Source organism: Selenomonadales bacterium (genome assembly GCA_018335585.1).
GTDB lineage: Bacteria > Bacillota > UBA994 > UBA994 > UBA994 > UBA994.
Genome location: JAGXRZ010000010.1, coordinates 54,611 through 80,711, shown reverse-complemented (window position 1 = coordinate 80,711; position 26,101 = coordinate 54,611). Strand labels below are relative to the sequence as shown.

Genomic DNA, 26,101 nt, shown 5'->3' with positions numbered 1-26,101 from the left:
CCGCTTGCTCATTATAGCTTACTGGGCAGGTTTGCGCAAGCGTTTAGAGGATAATGGCGATTAGGCCGCCGCTGCCTTCATTGATCATGCGCTGCAAGCACTCGCGCAGTTTTTCCTGAGCGTTGTCGGGCATGGTGAGCAGCTTATTTTGAATGCCGTCACGCACTAGGTGATGCAGCGACTTGCCAAAGATGTTAGCACTCCAGAGCTTTTCCGGGCTGCCCTCGAACTCGTCGACAAGGTACTTAATGAGGTCTTCACTTTGCTTTTCCGTACCGACGATAGGGGCTACCTCGGACTCTACGTCTACTCGGATAATATGGAACGAGGGAGCCGTAGCGCGTAGCCGCACGGCGAAACGGGAGCCCTGCCGGATAATGTCGGGCTGATCTAGAGACATCTCTTCTAGGCTAGGTGGTGCGATGCCATAGCCTTGGTTCCTCGCTTCACGGAAAGCGTCTCGTATACGGTCATACTCGCGGCTAGACTGTGTCAGTAACCGCAGCAACTTAAGAATAGTGTCCTGGCCCCTAACCTCTTCCCCAGCCGCCTCACTCAAGGCGTCGTAATAGAGGTGATCCGGCGTCGTGACCTCTACGTTAGCTACGCCTTTGGCCAAGTCCATGTTTTGCAGGACGACGTCCTGTACGGCATCACAGAGACTAAGCTCCAGAATGAGGTCGTCAATGTCCCGCAGCCGCCGCACCAGCTTGACACCCTCGGCGACGGCTTCTTCGAGCTTAACTCGCAGCCAATGCGCGGTGTCAAGCACACGTATCCAGGCGGGCAGGGCTACGTTAGCCTCACGCACCGGGAACTCATACAGCGCTTCTTTTAAGATAGTGGCTACGTCTTCTTCCGTCATTTTTGCACAGTTGACGGGTAAAACGGCCACGCCGTACTTGGCTTCTAACTCGCCTCGCAGCAAAAGCGTGTCTGGGTTATTGGGCTGGCTGGAATTGAGCAGGAGCAAAAAGGGCTTGCTTAGCTCGCGCAGTTCACTAACCACCCGTTCTTCCGCGGGAACAAACTCGGCCCGCGCAAGGTCGGAGAAAGAACCATCGGTCGTAACCACAATCCCTACCGTGGAATGCTCGTCAATTACTTTTTGTGTGCCCATCTCGGCCGCCTCTTCAAAGGTGACGGGTTCAGGCGACCACGGCGTCTGCACCATGCGTGGGCCGTTCTCGTCCATATACCCGCGTGCGCCTTTGACGGTATACCCTACGCAATCCACCAGCCTGACTCGCGCTGCCAGACCGGGCGAAAGCGCAAGCTCAACCGCTTCGTCCGGAATAAACTTGGGCTCCACAGTCATAATGGTGCGACCGGCCCCGCTTTGCGGCAGCTCATCGCGCGTGCGTTCCCTAACATGCTCATCGTCTATGTTAGGGAGAACCACCAGCTCCATGAACCGTTTGATGAAGGTAGACTTGCCGCTGCGAACTGGCCCTACAATTCCAAGGTATATATCTCCGCCTGTTCTCTCAGCAATATCCTTGAGTAAATCGAACCGCTCCATGTGCACCCACTTCCCCCCTTCTTCCAAACACCGCAAGGCAACCACCTGCAAGGCTTGGTCAGTACAATATATTCGGGAGGATTGCGGATATAACTAAGGCAGGGATTCTTCCGTTTCGTTTTTCATGTTTCGCGTCATTAACCCCATGACGGCCTCGCGTGGGTCGCGCCGGTTAAACAATACATCGTGCAGCGCTGTTGTGATGGGCATATCTATCTCGTGTTCTAGCGCGAGCTGATGTGCCGCGCGCGTAGTATTGACACCTTCGATAACCATAGGCGTTCCACCTTGCACCTCGGCAAGCTGCTTCCCCTGCCCTAGGGCCAAGCCGGCGCGGCGGTTGCGGCTGTGCGCGCTCGTACACGTTACGATTAAGTCGCCCATCCCAGACAATCCGGCGAAGGTAGAAGCCTCTGCTCCTAAAGCCCTGCCGAGGCGCACTATCTCAGTCATGCCGCGCGTCATAAGCGCAGCCTTAGTGTTGTCGCCATACCCAAGGCCGTCGACGACACCCGCGGCAAGTGCGATTACGTTCTTTAACGCACCGCCTAGCTCGACGCCGATAAGGTCACGGTTGGTGTAGACGCGAAAAGTGTCGGTCATCAGCACGCGCTGTGCGGCCGTCGCAAAAGCTTGGTCAGGTGACGCCACTACCGCCGCCGAAGGAATCCCCCGCCCAACCTCTAAAGCAATGTTGGGGCCGGAAAGAACAGCCAGTGGATAGCTCGCTCCGAATACCTCGCTGAGTACAACGGACATGCGCAGATTCGTGCCAAACTCCAAGCCTTTAGCCGCACTGACTATGGGTGTGACATGCGACAACTGCTGGTGCAATAACTGCGCCGTTGCCCGCACAAAGGCGGACGGCACTGCCAGAATAATCAGCTCGCAGCGAGAAAAGTGCGTAAAGGAGTCGACCGGCGTAACATTCTCAGGCAACCTAACACCCGGCAGAAAATTGGCATTGGTGCGCTGGAGGCGGATTTCTTCGCGCACTGCGTCTTCGCGCACCCACATGATCACCTCTGCCGCGTTCTTCGCGACCACGGAAGCTAGCGCGGTGCCCCAGCCGCCTCCGCCTACTATGCCTATTTTCATGTGGACACCTCCCATACGTTTGTGGCTTGTGGCTTGGAGCAGCTGTGAGCTGTGAGCTGTGAGCTGTGAGCTGTGAGCCGGGGCAATCATGAATCAGGAATCGTGAATCATGAACCGCGGGCTCTCAGCTGTAAGCTGTAAGCAGGTTGAGGTGGAAAGGTACGTAAAAGGTTAAGATGGAACGGGTGCCACTGCGATACCGCTCTACTGAGCACTAGGCACTAGGCACTGAGCACAAAGCACGAAGCACGGAGCACGCTCCCCTCTACTAAGAGCCAGGAGCCAGCAACCCCACAGCCGGCGCCATCACTCCTTCTTGCGTGTCAGCAAGCGTATGGATGTGCCGGAGAATCCGTATACCGCACGGATGCGGTTCTCCAAAAAGCGCAGGTAACTAAAGTGCATCAGCAACGGATCGTTGACCAAGAACAGGAAAGTGGGCGGCTTGACGTCTGTCTGCGTCACATACCCTATTTTTAGTTTCTTGCCGCGCACTTGCGGCGGAGGAGTCACCACTGTAGCCTCCGTCACGAGCTCCATCAAGACCGAGGCGCGAACCCGCTTTGTCTGTTCCGCATGTACGGCAGACACTAGTTCGAGAATCTTTGGCACGCGCTGCCCGGTCTTAGCCGAGACAAAAATACAGGGGGCATAGTCGGCAAACTGCAGCTCTGCATAGATTTTTTGCTTAAACTTGTCAGCAGTCCAATCGTCTTTGACCACGAGGTCCCACTTGTTGACGACAAAGATAATGCCCTTGCCCTTCTCGTGTGCGTAGCCAATAATCTTCTTGTCCTGCTCGAGAATGCCCTCTGTAGCGTCTATCACCATTAGGCAGATATCGGCTTTATCTACCGCACGCAAGCTCCGCATCACGCTATAGCGCTCGATATCTTCCCTGACCTTAGCTTGTTTGCGTAAGCCCGCCGTATCCACAATTACGTACTTGCTGTCGCCGCGCTCAAAATATGTGTCCACCGCATCGCGTGTAGTGCCTGGGATGTCACTGACAATAACGCGTTCCTCTCCCAGGATTGAGTTGACTAGGGAGGACTTCCCCACATTAGGGCGCCCCATAACTGTAAGCTTAACGATGTCCTCGCCGTATTCGGGCGGAGCGGCTGCCGGTAGGCGGTTGACAATCAGGTCAAGGAGATCGCCGATGTTCATGCCGTTAGCGGCGGAAATAGGCACCGGGTCGCCTAGCCCGAGGCGGCAGAAATCCGCGGCGTGTGCAAAAAGCGCGGGCACGTCAAGTTTGTTCACCACAAGGAGCACCGGCTTCTGCGTGTGGCGCAAGATGCGGGCTACCTCATCGTCCGCCGCAGTTACGCCCTGCCTGCCGTCGACGAGAAACACGATTAGATCCGCTTCGTCTATGGCCACCTGTGCCTGCAACCGCATCTGCTTAAACAAGACATCTTCGCTCAGCGTGTCAATGCCGCCGGTGTCTACTAAAGTGAAATTCCGGCCTGTCCACTCCACTTCCGCATACAGCCGATCGCGGGTTACGCCCGGCGTATCTTCCACGATGGAGATACGCTTGCCCACCAGATAATTAAATAACGTCGATTTTCCCACATTGGGTCGACCGACAATCGCGACGAAAGCCAACCGCTTCACTCCCCTTTGGTTATACGTGCCAACTCGTTTCCTTGCGTAGGGCAAGCAGTAAGCGCAAGTTGCGGAAAACGCGCGCAGAGCTCGCTAAACGTTAAGCCGTCAAGAAAAGCATCCGCCCGGAGGCACACGTCCGGAATAAGTACCAGAGTGTCGGGCGCGAGCTGCGCGGTCTCTAGTGCCGCTGCAACGTCCCGCCCACCCAGAAGCCCCGTAACGGTAACCTGCCCCCCAAAGAGCGTGTTTTTAACAACTACGAGGTCTACAGCTCCGCCCGCGAGATTTACCGTGTGCTGCAAACTTCGCATGACGCCTTGCGCGCTTTCACCGGTGAGCCACGCCGTAGGGCGCAAGCTAAGTCCCGTGCTCCTCCAGTTCGCCCACTCACGACGAAAATCGTCGATGAAGCTCCGACATAAGCCCACGCCGTTCTCCAGTTGTGGATAGTCGTCATACTGCGCGTGGCCCGGAAAGTCGGCTTGCGCTAAGACGTAGAACTCGTCTGCGGAGTAGACCACGCTAACACCGTGTTTTCGCCGCATGCGACCGGCGAAGTGACCAACTTCTCTGAGAACCGCTCGCGCGGAAGGCGCGTCATAACCGGTTAGCTGCGTAAGGCATGAGCGGTAGCCGGTCAGGCCAACCGGGACTACTGCTACAGAGTCTACGCCTGGGTAGAGCGCTGTCAGTTCGCGTAAGCTACGGGTAAGCTCCTCGCCGTCATTTAATCCGGGTACAAGCACGAGTTGGGCGTGTACGGCAATGCCACGCGAAACTAGCTCCCGCAGTTGTGCCATAACCTCGGCCGCTCGCGGGTTCTGCATAATGTAAGCTCGTAGCCGCGGGTTAGTGCTGTGAACAGAAACGTAAATTGGCGAAATGCGCTCCCGTAGGATGCGCAGCCAGTCATCGTCGTCAACGTTGGTTAGGCTTACAAAAGAACCATACACGAGCGAGAGTCTGTAGTCGTCGTCCTTGACGTAAAGGCTGTCGCGCTGCCCTGACGGCATCTGCCGTACAAAGCAGAATACGCAATTGTTTTGGCAAGTATGTAGTCTGTCAATGGTAGGAGAGTCGAATCCGAGGCCTATGTCCGCCCCGGACTCGTGTCTGACAACGTAAGTTTTCTCGCACCCATGCTCATCGCGCGCCACAATGCGCATTACCGATGCAGCCAGGGCATGTTTCCAGTCGATGATGTCTCTTACAGTCTCGCCGTTGACGCTTACAATACTAAGACCCACACGAAGTCCCGCGCGTGCGGCGGGCGAAGCAGGCAGGACACTAGTCACTTTGTGCATATATATCTCTCCCGGGACACAACCTCAGCCCACATTATCCCCCACTGCCCCTATTACGTCAAGTGCGGCATATGGCTTTCACCTCGCTTACGAGCCGCACGAAACATCCGTACCGCGCCAAAATTCCCCACACGCACAGCGGCCGCCCTAACCACACGCAGCCACAACGCCGTGAGAGAAACCCGCCTAGGCGCACCCAAAAGCTGATGCAACTTAGCGCATCTACTATGCATAGATCGTCCGGCTTGACGTGGCTCCCGGCGAGAACTAAGCGCAGTGCGGTGAGAGTTACAGCCCGGTTGGGACCTAGTCCGGCCACGTAGACGTTATTCCCATACTCGTCTTCCCCAAGTTTACGTACGTGACCTAGTCGACGTGCTGAGCCTTGATCAAAGTTTGGCAAGGACAATATCTCAGACGGCAACGGACGCACTGTGGTTGGGAGCAGACCCAAATGTATGCCCGCCGCCGTTACCGAGGTATGACTGCCTGCGTAGCAGCAGTAGATGACCTCCACTAGCTCCCTGACCTTTGGGAAAGCTCAAAGCCGAGCAGCCACTTCTGCGCGGGAAAGCGCAAATACAACCAGAAGCGGAGCCTGCAGAACATTCCTTCCTTGACGTAGAGCGGAGAGAAGTGTGTTACATGCCACAAAACTCCCGCGGCCTCTGTAAGGCGTTGTGCTATGTCACCGGAGCCGCCGCTGTTTAGGCAGATGACCCTGTTCCCCTCCTGCGAGAGACATATAAAGCGCCCAGGCCTGCTCACGGCAGGCCACAGCTTGGGCAAGTGCGTACAGACAGCTTCGTCACCTAGGTGCCTAAGACCTACAATCAAAGCGGCGACCCCCGCGCCGCTATGCACGAGGAGGGTTCGTGTCGTCGCCATCACCGCGATTCTTCCGGCGCGAGCCAAGAAACTCGCTGCCCACAAACTGCCGCACCTTCTCTTTCATCTCGGCGACGCTGCCCGTACTGAGAAAGAGGTAGGCAACGCCGCCGGCCACTAGGAGCCCAAGGATAAACAAGAGACTCGTGCGGGCGGCACTTCCCTCGCGCGCAAAGCCTGCCGCGCTGTCCGGAGCTGCACCTCCCAGATATGCCGCCACTACTTGTGCAAAGAGCTCTGCGCCATCTTTAGCTTCGGCGCGCGTGCTCTTGTGCGTGCCCATCTCAAGCAAAACGGCGCGCGGGTGCAGCTCCTGATTGTAGCTGCCACGCCCAAAGAAAATGCCTTTCACTAAGCCGGGGAAACGCTTATCCGCAGCAGCCTTTAGCTCCTGTGCAAACTGCTTGTTGGCACGCATGTTAGGATTCTGGCGCCCTACTACCAACTGCACTTGTGCTAACTCGCGCCCCTTAACAGTAGCCGTGTAGAACCTGCGCTCTAGGGCATCGCGGTGCACGTCTAGGAGCGCCTGCGGCTGGTTTTGCCGCATTAGACTTACGGCTGTGCGGCGGGAACGCTGATAAGCGAGTTTGTCGTGCGGACAGTGGATGGTCTTGGTGTGTTCCACCTGTACGCCTTGCGCCTTAAGGTCGGCCGTAAAGGAGTCGCCTACCTTGAGGATGCCTCCGTTGCCGCGAATGCTAGACGAGCCGTCGCTAGGACGAAAGGACTCGGCGCTGTGCGTGTGATATATCGCGACACGCACCTCGCGCTCTGCGGCTCTCGCTTTTGGCAATACATCGGCCTGGCCAAACTCTTCGAGAAAGACGGGAAACCATGCCGACGGCTCGGCAATAGCTTCGGTGCGCAGGAGACGGGCCATAGCGCGAAAGCCCTCGATGGCCGTAACTTCATACAGGCGGTTGTCTGGCGTCTGGGCCATGTCTCCCACGTACACCATGCGCGCAGTGTGAAAGACCTCTTCGCCCGTCTCTGCATCCACAAGCGTAAAGAACTGCCCTTCCGGGGCATCTTCTTCCCAGTCCGGCACAACCGCACCGCGCCAGAGGTGAGGCGAAAACCACCACGGCTCCGTGAATAGGGCCAGCACGAGCGCGAAAACCAGGAGGAAGTAGGCTGCGAATAACCTACGACTCACTGCCATCTCTCCTTTCCGGACTTCTTAGTTCCTGCGGCCGTTCCGATGTGATTTCCACCGGCCCTCCCTGCAGTTTTTCACGCGTTTCGCCAACAAGTTCTGCCAGCAGCACGGCAATCAAGCCCGCTAAGACCACGGTGTCGAAGATGCCTGTGCCGCCGATAGTAGTCGCGCCCTCAAAGGGGCCGATGTAAAGTTGAATGCCGTAGATTAGGTCGTTTAGCACCACTCCCAGCACACCAGCAATAAACGAGCCGCGGCGCGAGCGGCCAAACAGGTATGCGGTAATGCCGGCAATTAAGGCAAACATGTAAATGGGGTCAAGCAACATGTGCTTCTCCGTGGGAAGGTAGGCGGACACTAAGTAAATCGCCGCCGTAGTGGCAATGGTCGCTAGCACCGTGCGCCACCGCTCCTTGGCGGTGCCTGCTGTCACAAAGAGGTACAAGCTGATGCCAATCGGGATGAGCCCTCCCCCGACGTTGATGGCCAGGGTAGGCGCTAGGGGCAAGTCAGGAAGAAACCCACCGATTAACATGGCCAATACCAGCATCAGCGCGGTGCGGTCGTTCATTTTCATGCGGTCTAGCACGCGTTGTGCTACGCCGCTCATGATCAGGATAGTCACAATCACCAAGGCAATCAGACCAACCGGTAGACCTAGCAAGGGATCGCTCCTTTCTCAAGCTGCCAAAAATGACTTCGCGCCCTACCGCTAGTGTGCCCGAAACCGAGGCGACTAAAAAAGAAAAAGCACATTGGTTGCCCAATGTGCAGACCTAGGTCTAGACCTAAGCTATTTCTTTTCCTTAAGCAGCTCTCCAAAAACGTCGCCGAGCGTTACCTTGCTCTCCTCGCGGTAGCTGTGGTTGCGGTCGTCGCGGCCGCGCCTCTCGCCGCGCTCGCGGCGCTCGCCTCTCTCGCCGCGTTCCGGCCGCTCCGCGCGCTCATGCTGCGGGCGCTCCGAAGCTTCTTTAATGGACAAGCTGACGCGATGTTCCGCTGGCACGATGGAAAGGATTTTAACCGTTACCTGGTCGCCGGGCCTTACGGCATCCTCCGTCTTCTCCACGCGGTCATGCGCGAGCTGTGAGATATGCACCAGTCCCTCGATGCCAGGCGCAATTTCCACGAACGCGCCAAAGCTCGCGGTGCGCACGACGCGCCCAGGCACTATCGCGCCGGGTGTAAACATATCCGAGATTTTATTCCAGGGGTCGCCCTCACCCTGCTTGATACTCAGCGAGACGCGGCCCTTTTCACGGTCTACGCCAAGGATTTTCACCTTAACCTCTTGCCCGACGGTCAACGCCTCTTGCGGGTGACTGACGCGCTGCCAAGCAATCTCCGAAACATGCACCAGCCCGTCTACGCCACCTAAATCGACAAAGGCGCCAAAGTCCGTTAGCCGCTGCACTACGCCTTCGCGGATATGCCCTGGGACGAGGCCTTCCCAAGTTCTAGACTTGAGTTCCTCGGTCTTTTTCTCGAGGGCTTCCTTGCGCGATACGACTACCCGGCGGCGAGGCTCCTCAATTTCCTTCACCAGGACCGACACCGTCTGGCCGAGGTAGGCGGTAAGGTCGGGCACATAGCGCAAATCAACGTGGGATGCAGGCATAAAGGCTTTTATTCCAAGCACATCAACCATAACCCCGCCCTTGACGGCTTCGACTATTTTCCCCTGTAGGATAGCGCCACTTTCGCGTGCTGCCCTAATGTCCTTCATGCCCTGGTCTTCAGCCGCACGGCGCTTAGAAAGAAGAATCTTGTCTTCTTTGCCGTCAATGCGGAGAACCACAGCGCTGATAGTCTCGCCGATGGGGCACATTTCGACAGGGTTAAAGTTGGGGTCATGGCTTAACTCGCTCTTCGTTATGTACCCCTCTGACTTTTGTCCTATGTCCACTAGGACACCTTCCGCATCGGCGCTGACAACCCGCCCCTCAACCAATTGCCCGCGCTTAAGAGCAGTGAAGTGAGCGGATTCACTGGCAGCAGTAGTCTCTTCTGCCGCAGCCTCTTGTACTTCCGGGAGCTTGTTTTCCATGTTCTCCATTGCGACGACGACCTCCTTAATGATCCATTCAGGGGTGGAAGCACCTGCAGCCACACCAGCCACCCGTTTGCCAAGAAACCATGCCGGGTCTAACTGGTCAGATGTTTCGACCTGATAGGTGGGAGTGCCCGCCCGGCTACAAAGGGCGGTTAGGTTCTTGGTGTTGGCACTATTATTCCCACCCACGATTACCATTATATCTACTTGTGCGGCTAATTGATAGGTGGCAAGTTGTCTTTCTTGCGTGGCAACACAAATTGTGTTGACTGCGTTCACCTCATGCCCACGCTGGCGAAGGAACAGAACTACTTCGTCAAAGGCTTCTATGGGAGTAGTCGTTTGCGCGAGCACCGCAACTCGCGGCGCAAGAACTTGCTCTGTAAGTTCTTGGGAGCTTCGCACGACTCGCACTGCTCCGCCCGCATGCCCGAGTACGGCCTCTACCTCTGGGTGCTCCGCGTCACCTACCAGAACTACTTCCCAGCCGTCGGACACGGCCTTTCTCGTCTCGCGCTGCAGGCGCAACACGTGTGGGCAGGTTGCGTCTACAAGCCTGAGTTTTTTCTGTCGCGCCATTTCGTATACACTCGGCAACGCCCCGTGACTGCGTATAAGCACTTCGCTGCCTGACGGAGTAGCAAGAATAGTGCTTTCACGTAGCCCTGCCTGCGCTAGTCTCTCTACGACCTGCGGGTTATGCACCACGGGACCAAGGCTGCATCCTCGCCGTGCCGCTACGTCCTGCGCGAGTTCGAGCGCATGCTTAACGCCTCGGCACATGCCCGTAGGTTTGGCCAGTAGCACCTTCACCGCGCGCTCTCCTTCAGTCTGTTGATGATTTCCATTAAGCGAGCGGTTGCCTCGCCGCGGTCGTACTCGCCTGCTTTACACAAGGAGTGTACATTCACCGGTTGACCAAATACTATCGTCAGCGGTTGCCAAAGTCTATAGCTCCCCACAATGGCCGCAGGCACAATCAGGCTTTGCGTGCGCTCCGCGAGCATGGTCACACCTTGGAAAGGCGCGTTGACCTCACCTTCCTTAGCGCGCGTCCCCTCGGGGAAGATGCCTAGCACTCCGCCCTGCCCGAGTATCCGCAGACTGTGCTTAATGGCCCGCACATCGGCATCGCCGCGCTTTACCGGAAAGGCCCCCGCGAGGCGTGCGAGAGAACCGATTATCGGCCATGAAAACACTTCGGCCTTGGCCATAAACTGCACGTGACGGCGTGTGCCGGCTAGCATGAGAATAGGGTCAAACATATGCAGATGGTTAGCGCACAGAATTACACTACCTCTAGCCGGGATGTTTTCCCGTCCGCGCACGCGGACGCGATATAAGAGACAAAGGAGCGATAACGCTATAACACGCAGGAGGCTATATGCGCGCATGTGCTTCCTGCCAAACGAGCCTGAGAATCGCCTGCACGACCTCTGAAGGACTCAGAAAAGTGCAGTCGATGGTTACCGCATCAGGTGCCTTCCTAAGCGGCGAAGCCGCGCGTGTGCTGTCCTTATCGTCCCGCGCCTTTATTTGCTCGGCGACCTCCGTAAGTAGAGCAGCATGGCCCTGCGATTGCATCTCTAGCTGCCTGCGCCTAGCGCGCTCCGCATGGTCGGCAACCAGGAATATTTTTATCGGCGCAGTAGGCATTACTTCTGTGCCGATGTCCCGGCCCTCCATTACTATGCCGCAGGTCTCGGCTATTTCCTGTTGCTTGCGTACCATTACTTGGCGCACGGCACTCACTTGCGCGACGCGCGATACAGCGTCGTTTACTTGCGGCGAGCGGATTTCCTCCCCTAAAGGCTCTCCGTTTAACGTCAGCAGCGACGCTCCCTCTAGCGCAAACCGCGACGCTTCCAGAAGCTTAGTAAGCGCCGACTCGTCCTGTAAGTCAATCCCCTTGACTAACGCCTGCCAGGTAAGTGCCCTGTACATGGCGCCGGTGTCAAGGTAGCGCAGATTAAGCTCTTCTGCTAGATTTCTAGCTACGGTGCTTTTCCCTGCTCCCGCCGGACCATCTATAGCGATGCACAACTTCCGGTCACTTGCGCGGCCGACAGCTAGCTCCGGCCGCAGTACCTGCGCACCGTGGAGGTACAGGTGTTTAATTTCATGCCGACTTAAAGCCACGTGTGCATGTAGCAAAACGCGCACACACAGCTTGGGGGCTCCCTCTACGGCTAGTTCCTGCGCGCCGAGTAAGGGTACCTCCTGTAGTCCAAGCGTGCGCGCGGCAAGTGCAGGAAATGCAGCGGTAATGTCGGGTGTACCGGTAAAGATTATGCTGATTAAGTCCTTCTCTGTGAGATTATTGGCTGCGAGCAGCGCTGTCAGCAGCTCTTCAGTCGCGCGAAGCACGGCCTCTTTAGTGTTAGCTTCGCAGGTTGTTGCTCCTCTAATGGCAATGATTTCTCTCACCCACATCAAAAAAATAGGCTCTCGGCTCCTACATTATTCGTCACCACGGGAGTTATTCCTCCCTGCCGCGCGATAGAGCGCGGCTACTTCTTCCCCCGTGAGATGGCGATAGGCCCCTCTCTCTAAGTTCCCTAAGACGAGAGGACCAAGGGAGAGGCGTTTGAGGTAAATGACTTTATGCCCGATATGACTGCACATGCGCCTAATCTGGCGGTTCTTCCCCTCATAAATCGTAAGTTGAAACCGCATGCCTGCTACAGTGCGCGTCGTTGCCCCAACCTCTGCCGGGGCCGTCCACCCATCCTCGAGCCATATGCCCCGCGCTAGTTCAGCGAGAGAGGCAGAAGATGGCACCCCCAACACCTCAACCATATAAGTCTTTGGCACAGCGTGAGAAGGGTGAAGGAGACAGCGGGTTAGTTCTCCATCGTTAGTTAAGAGCAAGAGCCCTTCCGTCGCTTGGTCAAGCCTTCCTACCGGATACACGCGCACACTAATTCCGGGCAGAAGGTCCATCACTGTGGGCCGGGAATGTGTATCCCCTACTGTCGTGATGTACCCTGCCGGCTTATGGAGCATCAAGTAGGTCAACTGCTCGCGACACTTTACAGCCTGTCCGTCTACACTTACTTGGTCGTTCTCTCCGACCTTAGTGCCTAAGGTCGTAACGGTCATGCCGTTTACTTGTACTCTGCCCTGAGTAATCAATGTTTCCGCCGCGCGCCGTGAGGCGACACCGGCCTCCGCAAGGAACTTTTGCAGACGCACCGGTGACTTACTCCGCCAAGCAGTCGAACATCGTGTACAGACCGGGAGCCTTCCGGTGCACAAAGCGAATAGCGCGCAGGGCACCGTGGGCAAAAGTCTCACGCGACAGAGCGTGATGCGTAAGAACGATTCTCTCTCCCTGCCCCGCAAAATGCACTTGATGTTCGCCTACAATTTCGCCGATGCGCAAGCTGTGGCACGGCGTGTCCTGTGTCAACAACTCCAACATACGTTTGGCTGTCCCGCTGGGGGCGTCTAACTTATGTTTATGGTGTAGCTCGACAACGGCGGCGTCATAGGCTCCGCCTAGCTCGCGTGCTAGGCCCTCTAAGGCGCGATAGAAAGCGTGAATGCCTACAGACATGTTGGGGGAAAAGAGCACAGGTACGTGACGCGCCGTATCTCGCACTACCTCGACTTGTGCTCCGTCTAAGCCTGTTGTGCCACAAACTACCGCCATGCGCGCCTCTTTGGCTATGGCCATCGACCGCATGCACACTTCGGGCCGTGTGAAGTCGACAAGTACATCTGCCTCGCGTGTTAAGAGCTCATCGGTCGTGCACACCACTACGTCGCTCGCCGCGCTCAGCCTCTTCCCTAGGAGCGGGTGCGCCGCATGCTCCGAGGCGGCTGTTAAAGCCATGTCTTTGGCCTCGGCGATAAGTCCTGCTATTAGCGACCCCATGCGCCCGCCCACACCCACTATCGCGACTCTAATCACGAGATTACACCGTCCTTCGCAGAGCACTTACGTCTAGTTTGTCCAAGCGTGCGGCGCCTTCACACAAAAGCCCCCGCGTGGGGGGCTCTTTTCTACTCCACTTCCACAATCATTTCTACCTCTACGGCCGCGCCAAGCGGCAGGCTAGCCATCCCCACTGAGGAGCGTGCGTGGGTCCCCCGCTCGCCAAAAATGGCTTGTAGTAGCTCCGAGGCGCCGTTCACCACCTTCGGTTGTGCCGTAAACTCAGGCGTGCAACTGACGAAGCCTGTGACTTTGACAATTCGCTTAACTCGGTTCAAATCCGGTTCCACGGTCTTAAGAGCTGCCAACCCGTTAATGGCGCACAGACGCGCTGCTGCGGCCGCCTGCGCCACATCGACATCTCGCCCGAGTAATCCTTGGCACTGCAGTTCGCCGTTGACTAGGGGCAACTGCCCCGAGATGAAAACCAAGTTCCCCGTGCGCACCGCCGGTACGTATGCCGCCACCGGTTTCGCAGCCTGCGGAATAGATATGCCTAGTTCGGCTAGTTTCGCTTCAATAGACATTAGACATCCCTCCTTACTATCAGCAACATCTTGCCACATTCTCCTATGGAAATCAACCCGCGCCGAAAAGGAGTCGGCAGACGATTATCGCTGCGACAAGTCCTGCCAGGTCGGCTAACAGGCCGGTAAACAGAGTATGCCTAATCCGCTTAATCCCTACCGCACCAAAGTACACTGTCACGACGTAGAGCGTCGTATCTGTACTTCCCTGCACGGTGGAAGCCAAGAGGCCGAGAAAGGAGTCTGGTCCATGCACCCTGAGAATTTCGCCGGTCAGCGCGAGAGAACCGCTGCCGGTGAGTGGTCGCAAAAGCGCGAGCGGAGCGATTTCCCGCGGTATGCCCACGAGCTCCACCCACCCGCCAAATCGCGCTACCAGGGTCTCCAATAAGCCTGAGGCACCGATGAGGTTAACCGCCATCAGCATCGCCAAAATATAGGGAAAGAGCCTAAGACCCACTAGCGCCCCACTCTTTGCTCCTTCTACAAACTCGTCAAATACCGCCACCCGCCTGAGCAACCCCGCCAAGATAATCGTTACGCATACGAGTAGCACTATCAGTTGCGCCACCTCCTCCTAAGCAGCCTGTCACAGGCCAAACCAACCACGGTAGCCGCCAGTCCCGCCAATATAGCGCTGTCTACAACTGCCGTAGGGTAGGCGCTGCCGGCAGCTAACCGCAGACCCACTACAGTAGCCGGGAACAGCGCGAGGCCGGTTGTGTTGAGTGCCAGCAGAGTGCACATGGCGTCGCTGGCCCGCTCCTTATCCGGGTTAATTTCCTGCAGCAAGGTCATGGCTCGGAGCCCCAAAGGTGTCGCGGCATTGCCAAGCCCAAGAAAAGTGGCACACACGTTGAGCGTGACTGCGGTCAGGACGTGGCTATGACCGCGCAAGGAAGGGAACAGGAGCACAAACAACGGCCGCAGCATTGTTCCTAGCCCTGTTACCAGTCCGGCTCGTTCGGCTATACGAGCCAGCCCCGACCAAAAGGCGATAACTCCCGTCAGTCCAAGCGTCAAGGCAATGGCGGCCTCGCCACTTTGCAGCAATGTCCGCGTAAGAAGTTCGGCCTCCCCGCCGGTGGCCAATGCATAAAGAATCGCCGCAAGCATAAGGAACGCCCATACGGCATTCATCATGTTGACCACCGTAGCGGGTAATCTAGGAAACGGACATACTGCTGTGCTAAGTGGCGCAGCCGCCACCACCAAGATGTGTGTACCGCTCCCTGGTCAGCCAGGAGCGGCACTCTGGCTACCTCGCGCTTTTCAATCGATACGCAGAGCGTGCCTATAACGCTTCCCGGTAATACCGGCGGCCGAACATAATCAGGTAGTAGAACCGACGTAGCGACAGCCAGAGAGCGTCCTTGCGGAGCGACCCACGCTAATTCCCGCGCGGCTACCGCGCCAACGCTAGGTGGGTCTCCCCGAATTACGCGTACGGAACCTAAGTACAGACCGCGCTCCACGACAACTACACGCTGATAGTTTGCGAACCCCCATTCCAGGAGGGCACGCGTCTCTCCGTAGCGGTCTGGCGAGTTTAGCACGATAGCCAATAACTGCCACCCCTGCCGCGTCGCAGAGGCAGCCAAGCACCTGCCGGCAGCTCTAGTCCAACCTGTCTTTACGCCATCTGCACCGGGCATAAGCTGCAGCAGGCGGTTAGTGTTATGCCAAATCCGGTCGTACGTGCGTCCTGCCCAAGGAACGCGGTAGCGCGCCGTGCTGACTACCTGACGCAAAAACGCATTGCCAAGTAGCGCGCGCGTGATTAGCCCAACGTCGTAGGCCGTGGAAAAATGATCGTCGTGAGGTAGTCCATGTGGATTGACAAAGTTCGAGTTTACTGCGCCTAACTCCTTGGCTCGCTCATTCATTTTTGCGGCGAAGGCAGGAACGCCACCGGCAAGATAATAGGCGATAGCTACCGCCGCATCGTTGCCAGAACGCAACAGAAGCCCATAGACTAAGTTTCTTAGGGTGATGTTCTCGCCGGGAGAGAGCCAAATGTTGCGCGGCGAAACCAAAACCGCGCACGGGGGGACAACGACAACTGCGTCAAGCTTGCCGCTCTCGGCAGCCAATATTGCCGTCATAATCTTAGTTAAGCTAGCAATAGGCTGCCGCTCGTGCATGTTTCTGCTCTGCAAAACTTCACCGCTACCGACATCCATGAGGACAGCCGCAACAGCTTGCATGGGGACGGCTCGAGGGCTGGCAGAGGACTTCGGCACAGCCAGAAGCGCGACAAACATGGCGACGACCGCGAGCTTTGCTACAATGCGCACAGCAGCAGAACCTCCCCTCCATATCGATTATATGGTAGGGGAGGTAGCACTAGCACTGTTAAGCCCGAGCGCGCGTTCTTACGCTAGGTGATAGTATTCTGCGGGTGTTGGATCATAGATTGAATCTGCTGCAGAAGCTGCGGCGCGACGTCAATAATGCGGTCAACTACGGTGTTTGTGTCGACCGGCAACAGCCTAATGTTACCGGCACCCACAACCAAGAACCCCACCGGTTGCACGGTTACACCCGCGCCTGAACCTCCGCCGAAAGGATTTGTTCCGTCGGCATGACTCCTGACGGCCTCAAATTCGCTACCCCCCGCCGCGAAGCCGAAGGTCACACGCGAAATGGGCATGATCACGCTGCCGTCAGGAGTTTCTACCGGGTCACCCACAATGGTGTTAACGTCCACCATGTCTTTGATGCTCTCCATGGCGGTTTTCATTAGTCCCTGAATAGGATGATTCTCCAAGCTCACTCATCGCTCCTTTCCTGTGCTTTCGCCGTCTCCACAGCAGTAGACATTGCGCATACATAATGTGCGCAACGCGCAGGGAGAGTATGCACTGCAGGAAAGTCTTAAACTCCTTGCCACTGTAGCTTGGAGACACAGCTATGGCCACGTCTTCGGAGCTAGCACGCGTTCGTGACTGCAAAAGGGCTAGCAGCGTGCCCTTAACTGCCCACGTCACGCCGCCTAGGAGAGCGGTAAGCGCCGCATCACCCACACCGATTGTAGTCTGCCACGTTAGGGAACGCACTTCGGCGCGGTCAAGCAGGAACCGCAGCACCGGTCCGTATTGGGCAGTAAGCAGGCGGTATGTCTCCATAAATGTAGGCTCTAGTTCGACACGCCAACCGCCCCGTTTGACGTCTAGTACAGGCGTTTCTTTTCTGTAGAGGACTAACCCTAGGGGGGCAACTAGACTCAGGGTTAAGGTGTCGGACTTGGCCCGCCTCTGGTAGGTCAACTCCAGTTCAGCACGAGCACAGAGGATAACGGCCATTATTGCTACCAGAATAACCAGCAGAAGAAAAAACAGGAGCAAGCACAATCCTCTCCCTAGGTTTTCTGTAGCATACCCACTCTACAGAGCGCCTACACTAGGGCCGAGTCGGAGGCAAATCTTTGAGAGAATAAAGGTTAAACTGCTCAAGAAATGTATCTGTAGTGCCGTAGAGAATGGGTCGCCCAATGGCCTCTTTGCGGCCTACTTCGCAGATTAGGTTTCTTTCGATTAGGGTAAGCAGAGACCGCTCACACTTGACGCCCCGCAGCTCTTCTATCTCGAGGCGCGTTATGGGCTGCCGATAGGCCACAATCGCCAAAACCTCAAGTGCCGGCTTGGACAGCCGATAACGCTTTTGACCTGCCAACTGACTTACCGATTCTCTGGCCTCGGGCTTGGTCACTAACTGCCACCCTCCCGCAACTGCCCGGAGCATTATCCCGCGTAGCGGCTTTAGAAGGAGCTCTTGATAGTCCGCCAACAGCCGTTCCAAATCACTCTGACTGACGCCTAAGATGTCACAAAGCTTTGCATCACTTACGGGTTCCGCGGCAGCAAAGAGCACTGCCTCAAGCAACCCTAATCTGTCAAGCAACGCGGCCCTCCTCCTGCGAGCACAGGAGCAGTTCTCCGCACTCGCTGTCCATCAATTCTACTCGTCCTAGCTTGATTAACTCCAGTAAGCCGAGGAACACGACGATTATCTGGAGTCTACTGCTTCCGGGCCGAAAGAGGTCGCTGACCCGGAGGCGCGCTTGGCTGTTAAACATCTCCTGCAAGTACAGGATGGCCTCTGTCACAGTATACTCCTCGCGCGGAATCTCCATCGTCAAGGCTTGGGCTTGCTCAAGCATGTGCTGTAGTGCCACAACCAGTGACATTAGAGATGTCTGTAAGACAGGTGGGTCACTCACCTCTGGTTCTGCCATGCCACGCACATACAGATGTTCAGCTTGGAGCGCTAAGTCTTCTAGCGCATCGGCCGCAGCCTTTACATGTTGGCAGGCAAACCAGGCACTAGAGAGCGAGTCCGCCTCTAAGGGCTCATCTAGCGTGGCCGCTTGTTCGTCTTCCTCTTTAGCGGGCAACATGCACCTTGACTTGTAACGCAAGAGCCCGGCGCACAAAACCAACTCCGCACCCGCCTCATCCGGGCTGAGCGGAGAATCCAGGTCAAGTATCGCCGCAACCACCTGTTCCGCTACTTGAGCAAGGCGCAGTGTATAGACATCTACGCTACCGGTTAGCACCAGGTTTGACAATAACGCTAAAGTACCTGTATATGCAGAACATGAGACTCGCAGCACACTCACACTATGAGACCTACCAGAACAAGAATTGCCTGTAACATGCCGTAGAGCAGGGCGTTAGTAATCGGCCTTAGTATGCTCCCGATTAGGCCGGTAGCCATGAGAGCGATGAGAATAAAGAAGCCCCACTGCTGCGCCATACTTTGAAAGTGATAGCTGTACTTGCGCGGCAAAAGGCTAGCCAGGACTTTTGAGCCATCGAGTGGAGGGACAGGCAGCATGTTAAAGACAGCTAGCACAATGTTAATTGAAAACGCAGTGCTGAGCAGCTCCATGACGAAGGAGCCTTGCAGCAGCGGATTTAGAGTGAGTAGCAGGACAAAACCAAGCATCAAGAAAAATGCCATTAGAATGTTAGATACCGGGCCGGCTACCGACACCAGCATCACTCCCTGCCGCTGATTGCGATAGTAGCTAGGGTCTATCTCCACGGCCTTACCCCATCCGAAGCCAAAGAGAAGTAGCGTAATCATGCCGAGGGGGTCGATATGGGCAAGTGGGTTAAGCGTGATTCGCTCGTTGTATCTTGGCGTGGGGTCGCCTAAGCGATGCGACACCCAGGCATGGGCGAACTCGTGCACAGTTATTGCCAGCAAGAGAGACGGCAGCAGAAAGATAAGGTTTTCGGGTAGCAATGACAGGATGTTCAAATTAGTTTCCTCCCTTTAGACCTCGCTCCAACAGAGCGTCAAGCAACAGAAGCTCCGCTTCTTGCGTCGGTATCAGCCCAGCTAGGCGAGCCTTCTTGAGCTCCGCTAGGATGCGTCCCATGAGCGGGCCCGGCGTTACGCCGCGCTGTATTAAGTCTTGTCCGCTGACCATGGGACGTTCTGTAACCTTAGCATGCAGTGCGCGCAGCTCCCGGAAAATCTCCTGGCCAAGCAGTGAGGCGATAATAAGTTGTGCTTCGACAGAAAGCTCTTCCATCATCAGCCAAATATCCGGCAGCGAGGCCTTGCTTGCGTGGAAGGCTGCCGATACGGCCTCCATATGCAATGCCACCTCGAGACAGACATCGCGCGCCTTGCGCGGTAACTTTAGGGACTCAATAAGCGGCGGCCAGTCGGAGAATGGCTTATACATGAGAATCACTGCCGTGAACACGGCAAACTGGTCAAAGATTAGGCTTGGCTTGCCTTCGTTCTCCAGCCCAAAGTCGCGCATGGTTTGTGCGATACGCCGCATAGTCTTAATCTGGTTGTCGCTAAGCAGGAAGTTTGGCAGTATGTGCGGCCAAACACCGAGCTCATCCATGCGCAGGATGGAGCGTGCAGCCGCAGGTTCGCTTAACATAAGCTGTAGCTCATCCCGCAATTTCTCCCGCGAAACTTTTTCTAGCACCCCGTTCTCTAACGCATTCCGTAGGAAGCGCTCTGTCTGTTCCTCAATGCGGAAGCCATACCGCTGTTCAAAGCGAATGGCGCGGATGATGCGGGTGGGGTCCTCTACAAAACTGAGGTTGTATAGAACGCGGACGAGCCCTTGCGTGAGGTCGTCCCGCCCACCAAAGAAATCGAGCAGCCGGCCAAATTGACCTTGGTTTAGCACCACTGCCAAGGTGTTAATCGTAAAGTCCCGGCGATACAAGTCTTGGCGAATACTCGCGTTCTCTACATCGGGGAGAGCAGCAGGCATCGCGTAAAACTCAGTACGCGCCGTCACAAAGTCAATGGTTTCGCCATGCGGCAGCGTCACCGTGGCCGTACCAAACTTAGGATACTCTACGCAACTAGCGCCAAGGAGCTTCGCAATGCGCTGCGCCAAAGGAATGGCTAGAGGTTCCACTACGACGTCAACATCCGCATTCTCATGCCCAATAAAAATATCTCGCACCAAGCCGCCAACCAGATAGGCGCGCGCGCTCTGCCGGTCGGCTTCTTGCCCGATAAGGAGGAGCAAGCCCATCGTCCTTCTGCCGATGTGTGCTTCTAAGGCCGCTGTAGCGTTTTCGTCCCCTAGCGTTTCTTGGTCGGGGCGTGACCGGTAGTTCGCCTGATACCAATGCGGATAGCTTTTCCCGTGCAGCGTGCGCAAGACATCAGTACGAGTCACAATCCCTATGACTCCCCCGTTTTCATCCACTACGGGAAGGCGGCCGATATCCTTGGTGATGAGCATGCGCTGCACTTCTTCTAACGACGCGTTAGCAGACACAACGACAACTTGTGAGGACATAAAGCCCTTCACCGGCGCGTTTTCTAAGCCGTGGTGGTTGGCTTTGTCGAGGTCGCGGCGCGAGATAATGCCCACTAACCGCCCGCCCTCAGTTACCGGTAGCCCGCTGTGTCCACAGCGCAGCATAAGCTGCCCCGCCTCGGCCATCGTTGTATCGGGGGTGACGCTCCTCACCGGCGAGCTCATTATGTCGCGCACACGCAGTGGCGGTTCCACAATCTCCTCGAGATATTGCTCGATTTGGGCTAGCTCGGCGCGGGAGGCATCCTTAAGCGTGGCAGAGGCCGCCTGCGCATGGCCGCTGCCCCCGAAGCGCTGCATGAGCTTGTGCATGTCGATGCGGTTGCTTTTGCTCCGACCCACTACATGCACCCGGCCGTCCATATTCACTACGGCAATACACGCATCACAATCGTCTATCTCTGCCAACTTGCCGGTCAGCACCGCCAGCCCGTCTACGTATTCGTTGACCTCGCATGTCGTCAGCTTTATTTTTGCGTCCTTTACCGCAATATCCCGCGACGATGCCAAGAGCTCCTCAAACAGAGAACGCTGCCCGTCGGACAAAGGACTCCGCGTATAGGAGGCCACGACTTCGAGGTTAGCCTTCTCTGCCAAGAGAAAAGCCACCGCTTCTGCATCACGGGCGGTGGTATAGCCGGCAGTAAGGCAAGCGGTATCCGAGTAAATGGCCGTAGCTAACACCGTAGCGATGCTTGGCGTGAGGCTCATCTTTCTCGCTCTTATCTCTTCCACCAACAGCGTAGTAGTGGCTCCGACTGCCTCAATTCGCACCGTGGCCCACTCCGGCAACAGCGCTTGCTTTGGATGGTGGTCAATAATCGTTAACTTCACATCCGAACGCAAGAACAAGGGTTTTAGCTTGCCGATGCGGTCGGCACTCTGTGTATCGACAACTATGAGATGGGTTACTTCCTGCACATTAATATGCTCTAGGAGTGTTAAGTTAAGGCTATCCTTATACAGCGAGTATAGCTCTTTAACTTTCTTGTTTATGTGGCCCGGGAAACAGGCCATGGCCCTTGGCCTAAGGAGCTTGGCAGCAACTAAAGAACCTAAGGCATCAAAATCTGCGTTGGTGTGACAGACGATAACCTCCACCCAAGCACCTCCAACGGCCCGTTTTGGCTATTATAGCACATTCAGGGCCGTTGCAGTTGATGGGAAGGTTAACGCCTATCCCTTAGGGTTAAATAGCACAGCCACAAAAAAGCCGAAGACGATGGCCGCGGTTATACCTGAGCTCGCTAGGTTAAAGATGCCGCTTAGCACCCCCATCGGGCCGCTCTCGGCAAGTTCAGCGAGTGTGCCCTGCACGAGCTGATGGCCAAAGCTAGTAATGGGGACCTTGGCACCTGCGCCTGCCCAGTCAACCAACGGACCGTAGAGCCCAAGGCCGGAGAGCACTCCCCCGCTTATAACTAACAGCGTGAGGACATGGGCAGGCGTAAGCGGCGTAAGGTCCATAAGCAGTTGTCCGATTACGCAGATAAGCCCGCCCACTACAAAAGCCTTCACGAAGATCATTATGTCCATCTCTCCTTACTCCAGCAAGCGGTCGTCGCTAAGCTCGAAGGCCACGGCATGGGCAATGCAGGGTATGGAATCACCTTGCTGAAAGGTTGTGGGGCTGAGCAGTGCGCCGGTGCCAACCAGTAAGAGCCGTTTGAGTTTGGCTTGCTTAAACATATCCATAATGTGTCCGCACAGAACGACTGCGCTGCAGCCGCAGCCCGAGCCTCCCGAGAATACGGGCTGCCGTGTTCTGTCAAACACCAGCAGGCCGCAGTCTTGCATGCGCTCTTTCAGGACGAGCCCCTGTTGACGCAAGAGCTCCTCCGTTAGACTGTGTCCGACAAGCGCAAGGTCTCCGGTGAGAACGAGGTCATAATGGTCGGGAGCCAGCGAGAGGTCTGAGAAATGCCGCAAGATAGTGTCTGCGGCAGCAGGTGCCATAGCAGACCCCATGTCGAAGGGGTCCCTCCTGCCGAGGTCAGTTACTTTGCCTGCGGTAAAGTGCGTAATCCGAGCCAACTGCCCTTGAAAGTGCTGTCCGTGCCCAAGCACCAAAGCTCCCGCACCGGTGACAGTGTACTGACTGTAAGGAGGACGCTGCCCCCCGTATTCTGTCGGAAAGCGGTACTGACGTTCGCTGGTCCCGTAGTGACTTGAAACTGCGGCCACGGCGTGCAAGGCATAGCCCCCGTCAATTAGCATCGCGGCGAGGCCTGCACTCTCCGCCATCGTGGAACAGGCTCCGTAGAGGCCTAGCAGAGGAATACCTAGGTCTCTGGCCGCGAAATTGGCGGAAATGCACTGGTTGAGTAAGTCCCCCGCCAGCATATAGTCCATATTCTCACAGGTGAGATTCGCCTTGCCAAGCGCGCACTCAACTGCCTCTTTCATCATCGTACGCTCGGTTTTCTCCCAGCTGGCTTCCCCGTTTAGCATGTCCGGATAGACTATGTCGAAACTGCCGCTAAGCGGCCCTTCTCCCTCAAGTGGACCTACGGCGGAGGCACTGCTGACGACAGCCACCGGGCGACTAAAAGCCACCGTCTGGAGACCGACCTTTTTCCTCGCCGGCATGACTACATTAAGACGGCGTGAACTACGCCGACCAGAAAAGCCGTAACCGCGCCGTAGACTATAACCGGCCCGGCAAGCTGGAACATGCGCGCTCCTACACCGAGCACCAGTCCCTCGCGCTTAAACTCAAGCGCCGACGAGACCATGGCGTTGGCAAATCCGGTAACGGGAACACCGGCACCGGCACCCGCAAACTGTCCCAGGATATCCCAGATGCCCAGCCCGGTCAAAATACTGGCGATAAGGATAAGCGTGGCCACAGTCGGGTCTCCCGCTTTTTCTTCCGGAAAGCCAAGCCGCACAAACAGCATCATCAGCACCTGGCCGATCACCGAGATAAAGCCGCCGACCAGGAAGGCGACGATTACGTTGCGCGCAATCGGTATTTTGGCTCGCTTCTTAGTCACCATTTGGTTGTACGCTTTTTGCTCGAACTGCTTCCTCTGCTCTGCCTTCGTTTTCTTGGCCACCCATCCCACCTCCGCACTTAGTGTGGGCTTCTGTTACAGCATTCATACGAAGCAATGAGAGCCCCCAAGGAGGCTCTCACTATCATTAGCGGTGGTGCTCTACGAGGAAAGCAACCTTGACGTTGGCTTTGTACTCCACTATTTGCCCATTTTCCACATTTCCCGTGAGGTTGTATACTTCTACACCGGTGATGTGGTCAACCGTGCGCGCGGCCTCTTGTACAGCGCTCTCGACAGCATCCTGCCAACTTGCGGGTGATTCACCGACCAGCTCCAAAACCTTAACGATTTGCGCCATGCTGCACCTCCTTTTGCGGTGACGGCGACGTGACTAAGTATACTAGCGTTGCGCCCTGAGGCTGCTCGTCTCGCGACCAATAGGCAAAGTAGAGCCAAGACAGCAGAGCTGTTCCGATCAGAGCTAAGACTGCGGCGTATACTCCTAGTCTGCGCACAGAGCGCATCTCGTTCGCCCTCCTCCTTTGGTCTAAGCCTAGTATCGACAGCTGCCAGAAGTTTGATTCACTAAAGCAAGAACTGCCGCAGTCTCTGCAATATGGCTTTTTCCAAGCGTGAAACCTGTACTTGACTGATGCCTAGCTCAGTCGCTACTTCCGCCTGCGTTTTCTGTTGAAAATACCGCGCGGCAAGAATATGCTGTTCACGCTTAGGCAGTGATGAGAGTAACTGGCGCAGTGCAAGTCGCAGAACACGGCCGTCCTCTTCGGTTTCAGGCTGCTTAATGCGGTCTACTAGGTAGATGGGCTGTCCCTCATCTTGGTGCACTAATTCCTCTAGCGAAGAGGGAGCGCGCATGGATTCTAGGGCGCTAAGGGCGAGGTCTTCGCTGATGTCAAGCAGTTGTGCGACCTCTTTCAGCGTAGGCTCACGGCCTAAGTCCCGTCGCAAGCTCTCTTGTGCGTGCCTGAGCTTAGAGGCTGTTTCCTTCAGCGACCGCGACACTTTAATGAGTCCGTCATCGCGCAGAAAGCGCCGAATCTCCCCGATAATAAGCGGGACGGCGTAGGTCGAAAACTTAACGCCGTAGGATAAGTCGAATTTATCGATAGCCTTTAGCAGCCCGATGCTCCCGATTTGAAACAGGTCCTCCGGGTCATGCCCGGAGTTAAGAAACCTCGCCACGATTGAGTACACGAGGCGGGCGTGGCCCACAAAGAGCTGCTCGCGTGCCGCAGTGTCGCCTGCTCGCAGGCAGAGAAGTAAGGCCTCCGTCTCCACTTCGCTAAGGACTCGCGCGCGAGCTAACTGCCTAGCGTTGACCCCCTCCATTACTGAACCGTCGTAGCGCGAAGATACTTGACCATTCTAATGGTAGTCCCTTGGAGAGGTACGGAACTAACGGTCAGTTCGTCCATAAAGCTCTCCATCACGGTGAACCCTAGCCCGCTGCGTTCTTCATGCGGCTTGGTAGTAAACAAAGGCTCTCTGGCGAGGGCAATATCCCCGATACCCTGCCCGAAATCGGTGACCGTCACTTCCAGAGCGCCGGGCGTCACTTTCCCCTGTACTACGATTTCACCGCTCGCCGCGTTGCCGTCGTAGGCGTGAATAATGGAGTTGGTTATAGCCTCGGAGACAGCTGTCTTAATTTCGTTTAGCTCCGTTACCGACCAATCCCCTGCCTGCAAGGCAAAGAGGGCGACCACCGAGCGCGCAAAGCTCTCATTTTGCGATACAGCGGGAATTCTTAGCAGAAACCAGTCATTCATCGCCCCGGTACCTCGTCTTTCTTGAGCTCATTGACCGCGAGCTCTTCTCGGGCAAAGACCGGAATGACGCGAGACAGAGCGGCTAACTCATACAGGCGTTCTAGGTTCGGGTGCAGTGCGTAGGCCGCCATTTTCCCGCCTTGGGCGTGAATGCGGCGATAGCGACCCAGTAGCACGCCTACACCGGAGCTATCCATAAAAGCTAGCTGCGAGAGATCGAGTAACATGTGGCGTGCGATGTCCTTATCAAGTTCTTTTTCCAAGGCTGTGCGCAGTTCGTCAGCTGTATGATGGTCAAGTTCGCCGCTGAGTGACACTACGAGAATATTGCCGCGATAGCGAGTGCTAAAACCCATACTTTCATCCCCCCACGCTGCTATTATTCTC

General features: G+C 56.3%; 30 protein-coding genes and 1 pseudogene. All 31 read right to left on the bottom strand.

The features are described from left to right. Positions 1-43: 43 nt before the first annotated feature. Positions 44-1,522 (bottom strand): stage IV sporulation protein A, encoded by a 1,479-nt coding sequence (spoIVA, locus tag KGZ66_01395; GenBank protein ID MBS3984253.1) that lies wholly within the window; start codon positions 1,520-1,522, stop codon positions 44-46. A 93-nt stretch (positions 1,523-1,615) separates the two neighbouring features. Continuing rightward, positions 1,616-2,620: an NAD(P)-dependent glycerol-3-phosphate dehydrogenase gene (locus tag KGZ66_01390; protein MBS3984252.1), complete on the bottom strand. Its 1,005-nt coding sequence runs from the start codon at positions 2,618-2,620 to the stop codon at positions 1,616-1,618. Positions 2,621-2,926: 306 nt separating this feature from the next. Beyond that, positions 2,927-4,234, bottom strand: coding sequence for a ribosome biogenesis GTPase Der (der, locus tag KGZ66_01385; protein MBS3984251.1), 1,308 nt, complete (start codon positions 4,232-4,234; stop codon positions 2,927-2,929). 5 nt (positions 4,235-4,239) lie between these two features. After that, positions 4,240-5,541 carry a DUF512 domain-containing protein gene (locus tag KGZ66_01380; protein MBS3984250.1) on the bottom strand — a complete coding sequence of 434 codons (1,302 nt, stop codon included), beginning with the start codon at positions 5,539-5,541 and terminating at the stop codon, positions 4,240-4,242. 58 nt (positions 5,542-5,599) lie between these two features. Beyond that, complete coding sequence (locus KGZ66_01375) at positions 5,600-6,058, bottom strand: DUF3189 family protein (protein ID MBS3984249.1); 459 nt, start codon at positions 6,056-6,058, stop codon at positions 5,600-5,602. Positions 6,059-6,397: 339 nt separating this feature from the next. Beyond that, on the bottom strand, positions 6,398-7,588 hold the full coding sequence (locus tag KGZ66_01370) for a stage II sporulation protein P (GenBank protein ID MBS3984248.1): 1,191 nt from the start codon (positions 7,586-7,588) through the stop codon (positions 6,398-6,400). Then, positions 7,578-8,255, bottom strand: coding sequence for a DUF1614 domain-containing protein (locus KGZ66_01365; GenBank protein MBS3984247.1), 678 nt, complete (start codon positions 8,253-8,255; stop codon positions 7,578-7,580). The genes KGZ66_01370 and KGZ66_01365 overlap by 11 nt, the downstream gene beginning before the upstream one ends. A 129-nt stretch (positions 8,256-8,384) precedes the next feature. Next, positions 8,385-10,457: a bifunctional 4-hydroxy-3-methylbut-2-enyl diphosphate reductase/30S ribosomal protein S1 gene (locus KGZ66_01360; protein ID MBS3984246.1), complete on the bottom strand. Its 2,073-nt coding sequence runs from the start codon at positions 10,455-10,457 to the stop codon at positions 8,385-8,387. Further along, a complete protein-coding gene (locus KGZ66_01355) occupies positions 10,454-11,038 on the bottom strand; it encodes a 1-acyl-sn-glycerol-3-phosphate acyltransferase (protein MBS3984245.1) in 585 nt (194 codons plus the stop codon). Before KGZ66_01355 ends, KGZ66_01360 begins: the two co-directional genes overlap by 4 nt. Beyond that, the gene (locus KGZ66_01350) at positions 11,025-11,729 is read right to left on the bottom strand and encodes a (d)CMP kinase (GenBank protein MBS3984244.1); all 705 of its coding nucleotides are present in this window, start codon (positions 11,727-11,729) and stop codon (positions 11,025-11,027) included. The genes KGZ66_01355 and KGZ66_01350 overlap by 14 nt, the downstream gene beginning before the upstream one ends. Continuing rightward, positions 11,712-12,077, bottom strand: a pseudogene (gene aroH / locus KGZ66_01345) (chorismate mutase). The gene KGZ66_01350 and the pseudogene aroH overlap by 18 nt, the downstream one beginning before the upstream one ends. Positions 12,078-12,104: 27 nt before the next feature. Further along, positions 12,105-12,902 carry an rRNA pseudouridine synthase gene (locus tag KGZ66_01340; protein ID MBS3984243.1) on the bottom strand — a complete coding sequence of 266 codons (798 nt, stop codon included), beginning with the start codon at positions 12,900-12,902 and terminating at the stop codon, positions 12,105-12,107. Continuing rightward, positions 12,847-13,560, bottom strand: coding sequence for a 4-hydroxy-tetrahydrodipicolinate reductase (dapB, locus tag KGZ66_01335; protein MBS3984242.1), 714 nt, complete (start codon positions 13,558-13,560; stop codon positions 12,847-12,849). Before dapB ends, KGZ66_01340 begins: the two co-directional genes overlap by 56 nt. Positions 13,561-13,652: 92 nt before the next feature. Beyond that, positions 13,653-14,111 carry a RidA family protein gene (locus KGZ66_01330; protein ID MBS3984241.1) on the bottom strand — a complete coding sequence of 153 codons (459 nt, stop codon included), beginning with the start codon at positions 14,109-14,111 and terminating at the stop codon, positions 13,653-13,655. 52 nt (positions 14,112-14,163) lie between these two features. Then, on the bottom strand, positions 14,164-14,682 hold the full coding sequence (locus KGZ66_01325; protein MBS3984240.1) for a spore maturation protein: 519 nt from the start codon (positions 14,680-14,682) through the stop codon (positions 14,164-14,166). After that, the gene (locus KGZ66_01320; GenBank protein MBS3984239.1) at positions 14,670-15,254 is read right to left on the bottom strand and encodes a spore maturation protein; all 585 of its coding nucleotides are present in this window, start codon (positions 15,252-15,254) and stop codon (positions 14,670-14,672) included. The genes KGZ66_01325 and KGZ66_01320 overlap by 13 nt, the downstream gene beginning before the upstream one ends. Then, complete coding sequence (locus tag KGZ66_01315; protein MBS3984238.1) at positions 15,251-16,408, bottom strand: D-alanyl-D-alanine carboxypeptidase; 1,158 nt, start codon at positions 16,406-16,408, stop codon at positions 15,251-15,253. Before KGZ66_01315 ends, KGZ66_01320 begins: the two co-directional genes overlap by 4 nt. 83 nt (positions 16,409-16,491) lie before the next feature. Continuing rightward, positions 16,492-16,881 (bottom strand): GerW family sporulation protein, encoded by a 390-nt coding sequence (gene ytfJ, locus KGZ66_01310; protein ID MBS3984237.1) that lies wholly within the window; start codon positions 16,879-16,881, stop codon positions 16,492-16,494. Continuing rightward, positions 16,811-17,458 (bottom strand): DUF2953 domain-containing protein, encoded by a 648-nt coding sequence (locus KGZ66_01305; protein ID MBS3984236.1) that lies wholly within the window; start codon positions 17,456-17,458, stop codon positions 16,811-16,813. The genes ytfJ and KGZ66_01305 overlap by 71 nt, the downstream gene beginning before the upstream one ends. A 55-nt stretch (positions 17,459-17,513) precedes the next feature. Then, positions 17,514-18,014, bottom strand: a complete 501-nt coding sequence (scpB, locus tag KGZ66_01300; GenBank protein ID MBS3984235.1) for an SMC-Scp complex subunit ScpB — start codon at positions 18,012-18,014, stop codon at positions 17,514-17,516. Then, positions 18,007-18,681 carry a segregation/condensation protein A gene (locus KGZ66_01295; protein ID MBS3984234.1) on the bottom strand — a complete coding sequence of 225 codons (675 nt, stop codon included), beginning with the start codon at positions 18,679-18,681 and terminating at the stop codon, positions 18,007-18,009. The genes scpB and KGZ66_01295 overlap by 8 nt, the downstream gene beginning before the upstream one ends. A gap of 47 nt (positions 18,682-18,728) precedes the next feature. Beyond that, positions 18,729-19,370, bottom strand: coding sequence for a site-2 protease family protein (locus KGZ66_01290; GenBank protein ID MBS3984233.1), 642 nt, complete (start codon positions 19,368-19,370; stop codon positions 18,729-18,731). A 10-nt stretch (positions 19,371-19,380) separates the two neighbouring features. Continuing rightward, positions 19,381-22,026 (bottom strand): CBS domain-containing protein, encoded by a 2,646-nt coding sequence (locus KGZ66_01285; protein MBS3984232.1) that lies wholly within the window; start codon positions 22,024-22,026, stop codon positions 19,381-19,383. A 75-nt stretch (positions 22,027-22,101) separates the two neighbouring features. Then, the gene (gene spoVAE, locus KGZ66_01280) at positions 22,102-22,452 is read right to left on the bottom strand and encodes a stage V sporulation protein AE (GenBank protein ID MBS3984231.1); all 351 of its coding nucleotides are present in this window, start codon (positions 22,450-22,452) and stop codon (positions 22,102-22,104) included. Positions 22,453-22,467: 15 nt separating this feature from the next. Continuing rightward, positions 22,468-23,514 carry a stage V sporulation protein AD gene (gene spoVAD / locus KGZ66_01275; GenBank protein MBS3984230.1) on the bottom strand — a complete coding sequence of 349 codons (1,047 nt, stop codon included), beginning with the start codon at positions 23,512-23,514 and terminating at the stop codon, positions 22,468-22,470. Positions 23,515-23,516: 2 nt separating this feature from the next. Continuing rightward, on the bottom strand, positions 23,517-23,984 hold the full coding sequence (spoVAC, locus tag KGZ66_01270) for a stage V sporulation protein AC (GenBank protein ID MBS3984229.1): 468 nt from the start codon (positions 23,982-23,984) through the stop codon (positions 23,517-23,519). Positions 23,985-24,069: 85 nt separating this feature from the next. Further along, on the bottom strand, positions 24,070-24,282 hold the full coding sequence (locus tag KGZ66_01265) for a dodecin domain-containing protein (GenBank protein ID MBS3984228.1): 213 nt from the start codon (positions 24,280-24,282) through the stop codon (positions 24,070-24,072). Further along, the gene (locus tag KGZ66_01260; protein ID MBS3984227.1) at positions 24,266-24,448 is read right to left on the bottom strand and encodes a hypothetical protein; all 183 of its coding nucleotides are present in this window, start codon (positions 24,446-24,448) and stop codon (positions 24,266-24,268) included. The genes KGZ66_01265 and KGZ66_01260 overlap by 17 nt, the downstream gene beginning before the upstream one ends. Positions 24,449-24,509: 61 nt before the next feature. Then, positions 24,510-25,274: a SigF/SigG family RNA polymerase sporulation sigma factor gene (locus KGZ66_01255; protein MBS3984226.1), complete on the bottom strand. Its 765-nt coding sequence runs from the start codon at positions 25,272-25,274 to the stop codon at positions 24,510-24,512. Further along, positions 25,274-25,714 carry an anti-sigma F factor gene (gene spoIIAB / locus KGZ66_01250; GenBank protein MBS3984225.1) on the bottom strand — a complete coding sequence of 147 codons (441 nt, stop codon included), beginning with the start codon at positions 25,712-25,714 and terminating at the stop codon, positions 25,274-25,276. Before spoIIAB ends, KGZ66_01255 begins: the two co-directional genes overlap by 1 nt. Further along, positions 25,711-26,070, bottom strand: a complete 360-nt coding sequence (locus KGZ66_01245) for an anti-sigma factor antagonist (GenBank protein MBS3984224.1) — start codon at positions 26,068-26,070, stop codon at positions 25,711-25,713. Before KGZ66_01245 ends, spoIIAB begins: the two co-directional genes overlap by 4 nt. Between the last annotated feature and the right edge of the window lie 31 nt (positions 26,071-26,101).

Excerpts from the sequence above, each read along its gene's own strand:
- spoIVA (MBS3984253.1), bottom strand. The coding sequence starts at position 1,522 with ATGGAGCGGTTCGATTTACTCAAGGATATTGCTGAGAGAACAGGCGGA.
- KGZ66_01390 (MBS3984252.1), bottom strand. The coding sequence starts at position 2,620 with ATGAAAATAGGCATAGTAGGCGGAGGCGGCTGGGGCACCGCGCTAGCT.
- KGZ66_01380 (MBS3984250.1), bottom strand. The coding sequence starts at position 5,541 with ATGCACAAAGTGACTAGTGTCCTGCCTGCTTCGCCCGCCGCACGCGCG.
- KGZ66_01355 (MBS3984245.1), bottom strand. The coding sequence starts at position 11,038 with ATGCGCGCATATAGCCTCCTGCGTGTTATAGCGTTATCGCTCCTTTGT.
- KGZ66_01330 (MBS3984241.1), bottom strand. The coding sequence starts at position 14,111 with ATGTCTATTGAAGCGAAACTAGCCGAACTAGGCATATCTATTCCGCAG.
- KGZ66_01320 (MBS3984239.1), bottom strand. The coding sequence starts at position 15,254 with ATGATGAATGCCGTATGGGCGTTCCTTATGCTTGCGGCGATTCTTTAT.
- spoVAE (MBS3984231.1), bottom strand. The coding sequence starts at position 22,452 with ATGATCTTCGTGAAGGCTTTTGTAGTGGGCGGGCTTATCTGCGTAATC.
- spoVAD (MBS3984230.1), bottom strand. The coding sequence starts at position 23,514 with ATGCCGGCGAGGAAAAAGGTCGGTCTCCAGACGGTGGCTTTTAGTCGC.
- KGZ66_01265 (MBS3984228.1), bottom strand. The coding sequence starts at position 24,282 with ATGGCGCAAATCGTTAAGGTTTTGGAGCTGGTCGGTGAATCACCCGCA.
- KGZ66_01260 (MBS3984227.1), bottom strand. The coding sequence starts at position 24,448 with ATGCGCTCTGTGCGCAGACTAGGAGTATACGCCGCAGTCTTAGCTCTG.
- KGZ66_01255 (MBS3984226.1), bottom strand. The coding sequence starts at position 25,274 with ATGGAGGGGGTCAACGCTAGGCAGTTAGCTCGCGCGCGAGTCCTTAGC.
- spoIIAB (MBS3984225.1), bottom strand. The coding sequence starts at position 25,714 with ATGAATGACTGGTTTCTGCTAAGAATTCCCGCTGTATCGCAAAATGAG.
- KGZ66_01245 (MBS3984224.1), bottom strand. The coding sequence starts at position 26,070 with ATGGGTTTTAGCACTCGCTATCGCGGCAATATTCTCGTAGTGTCACTC.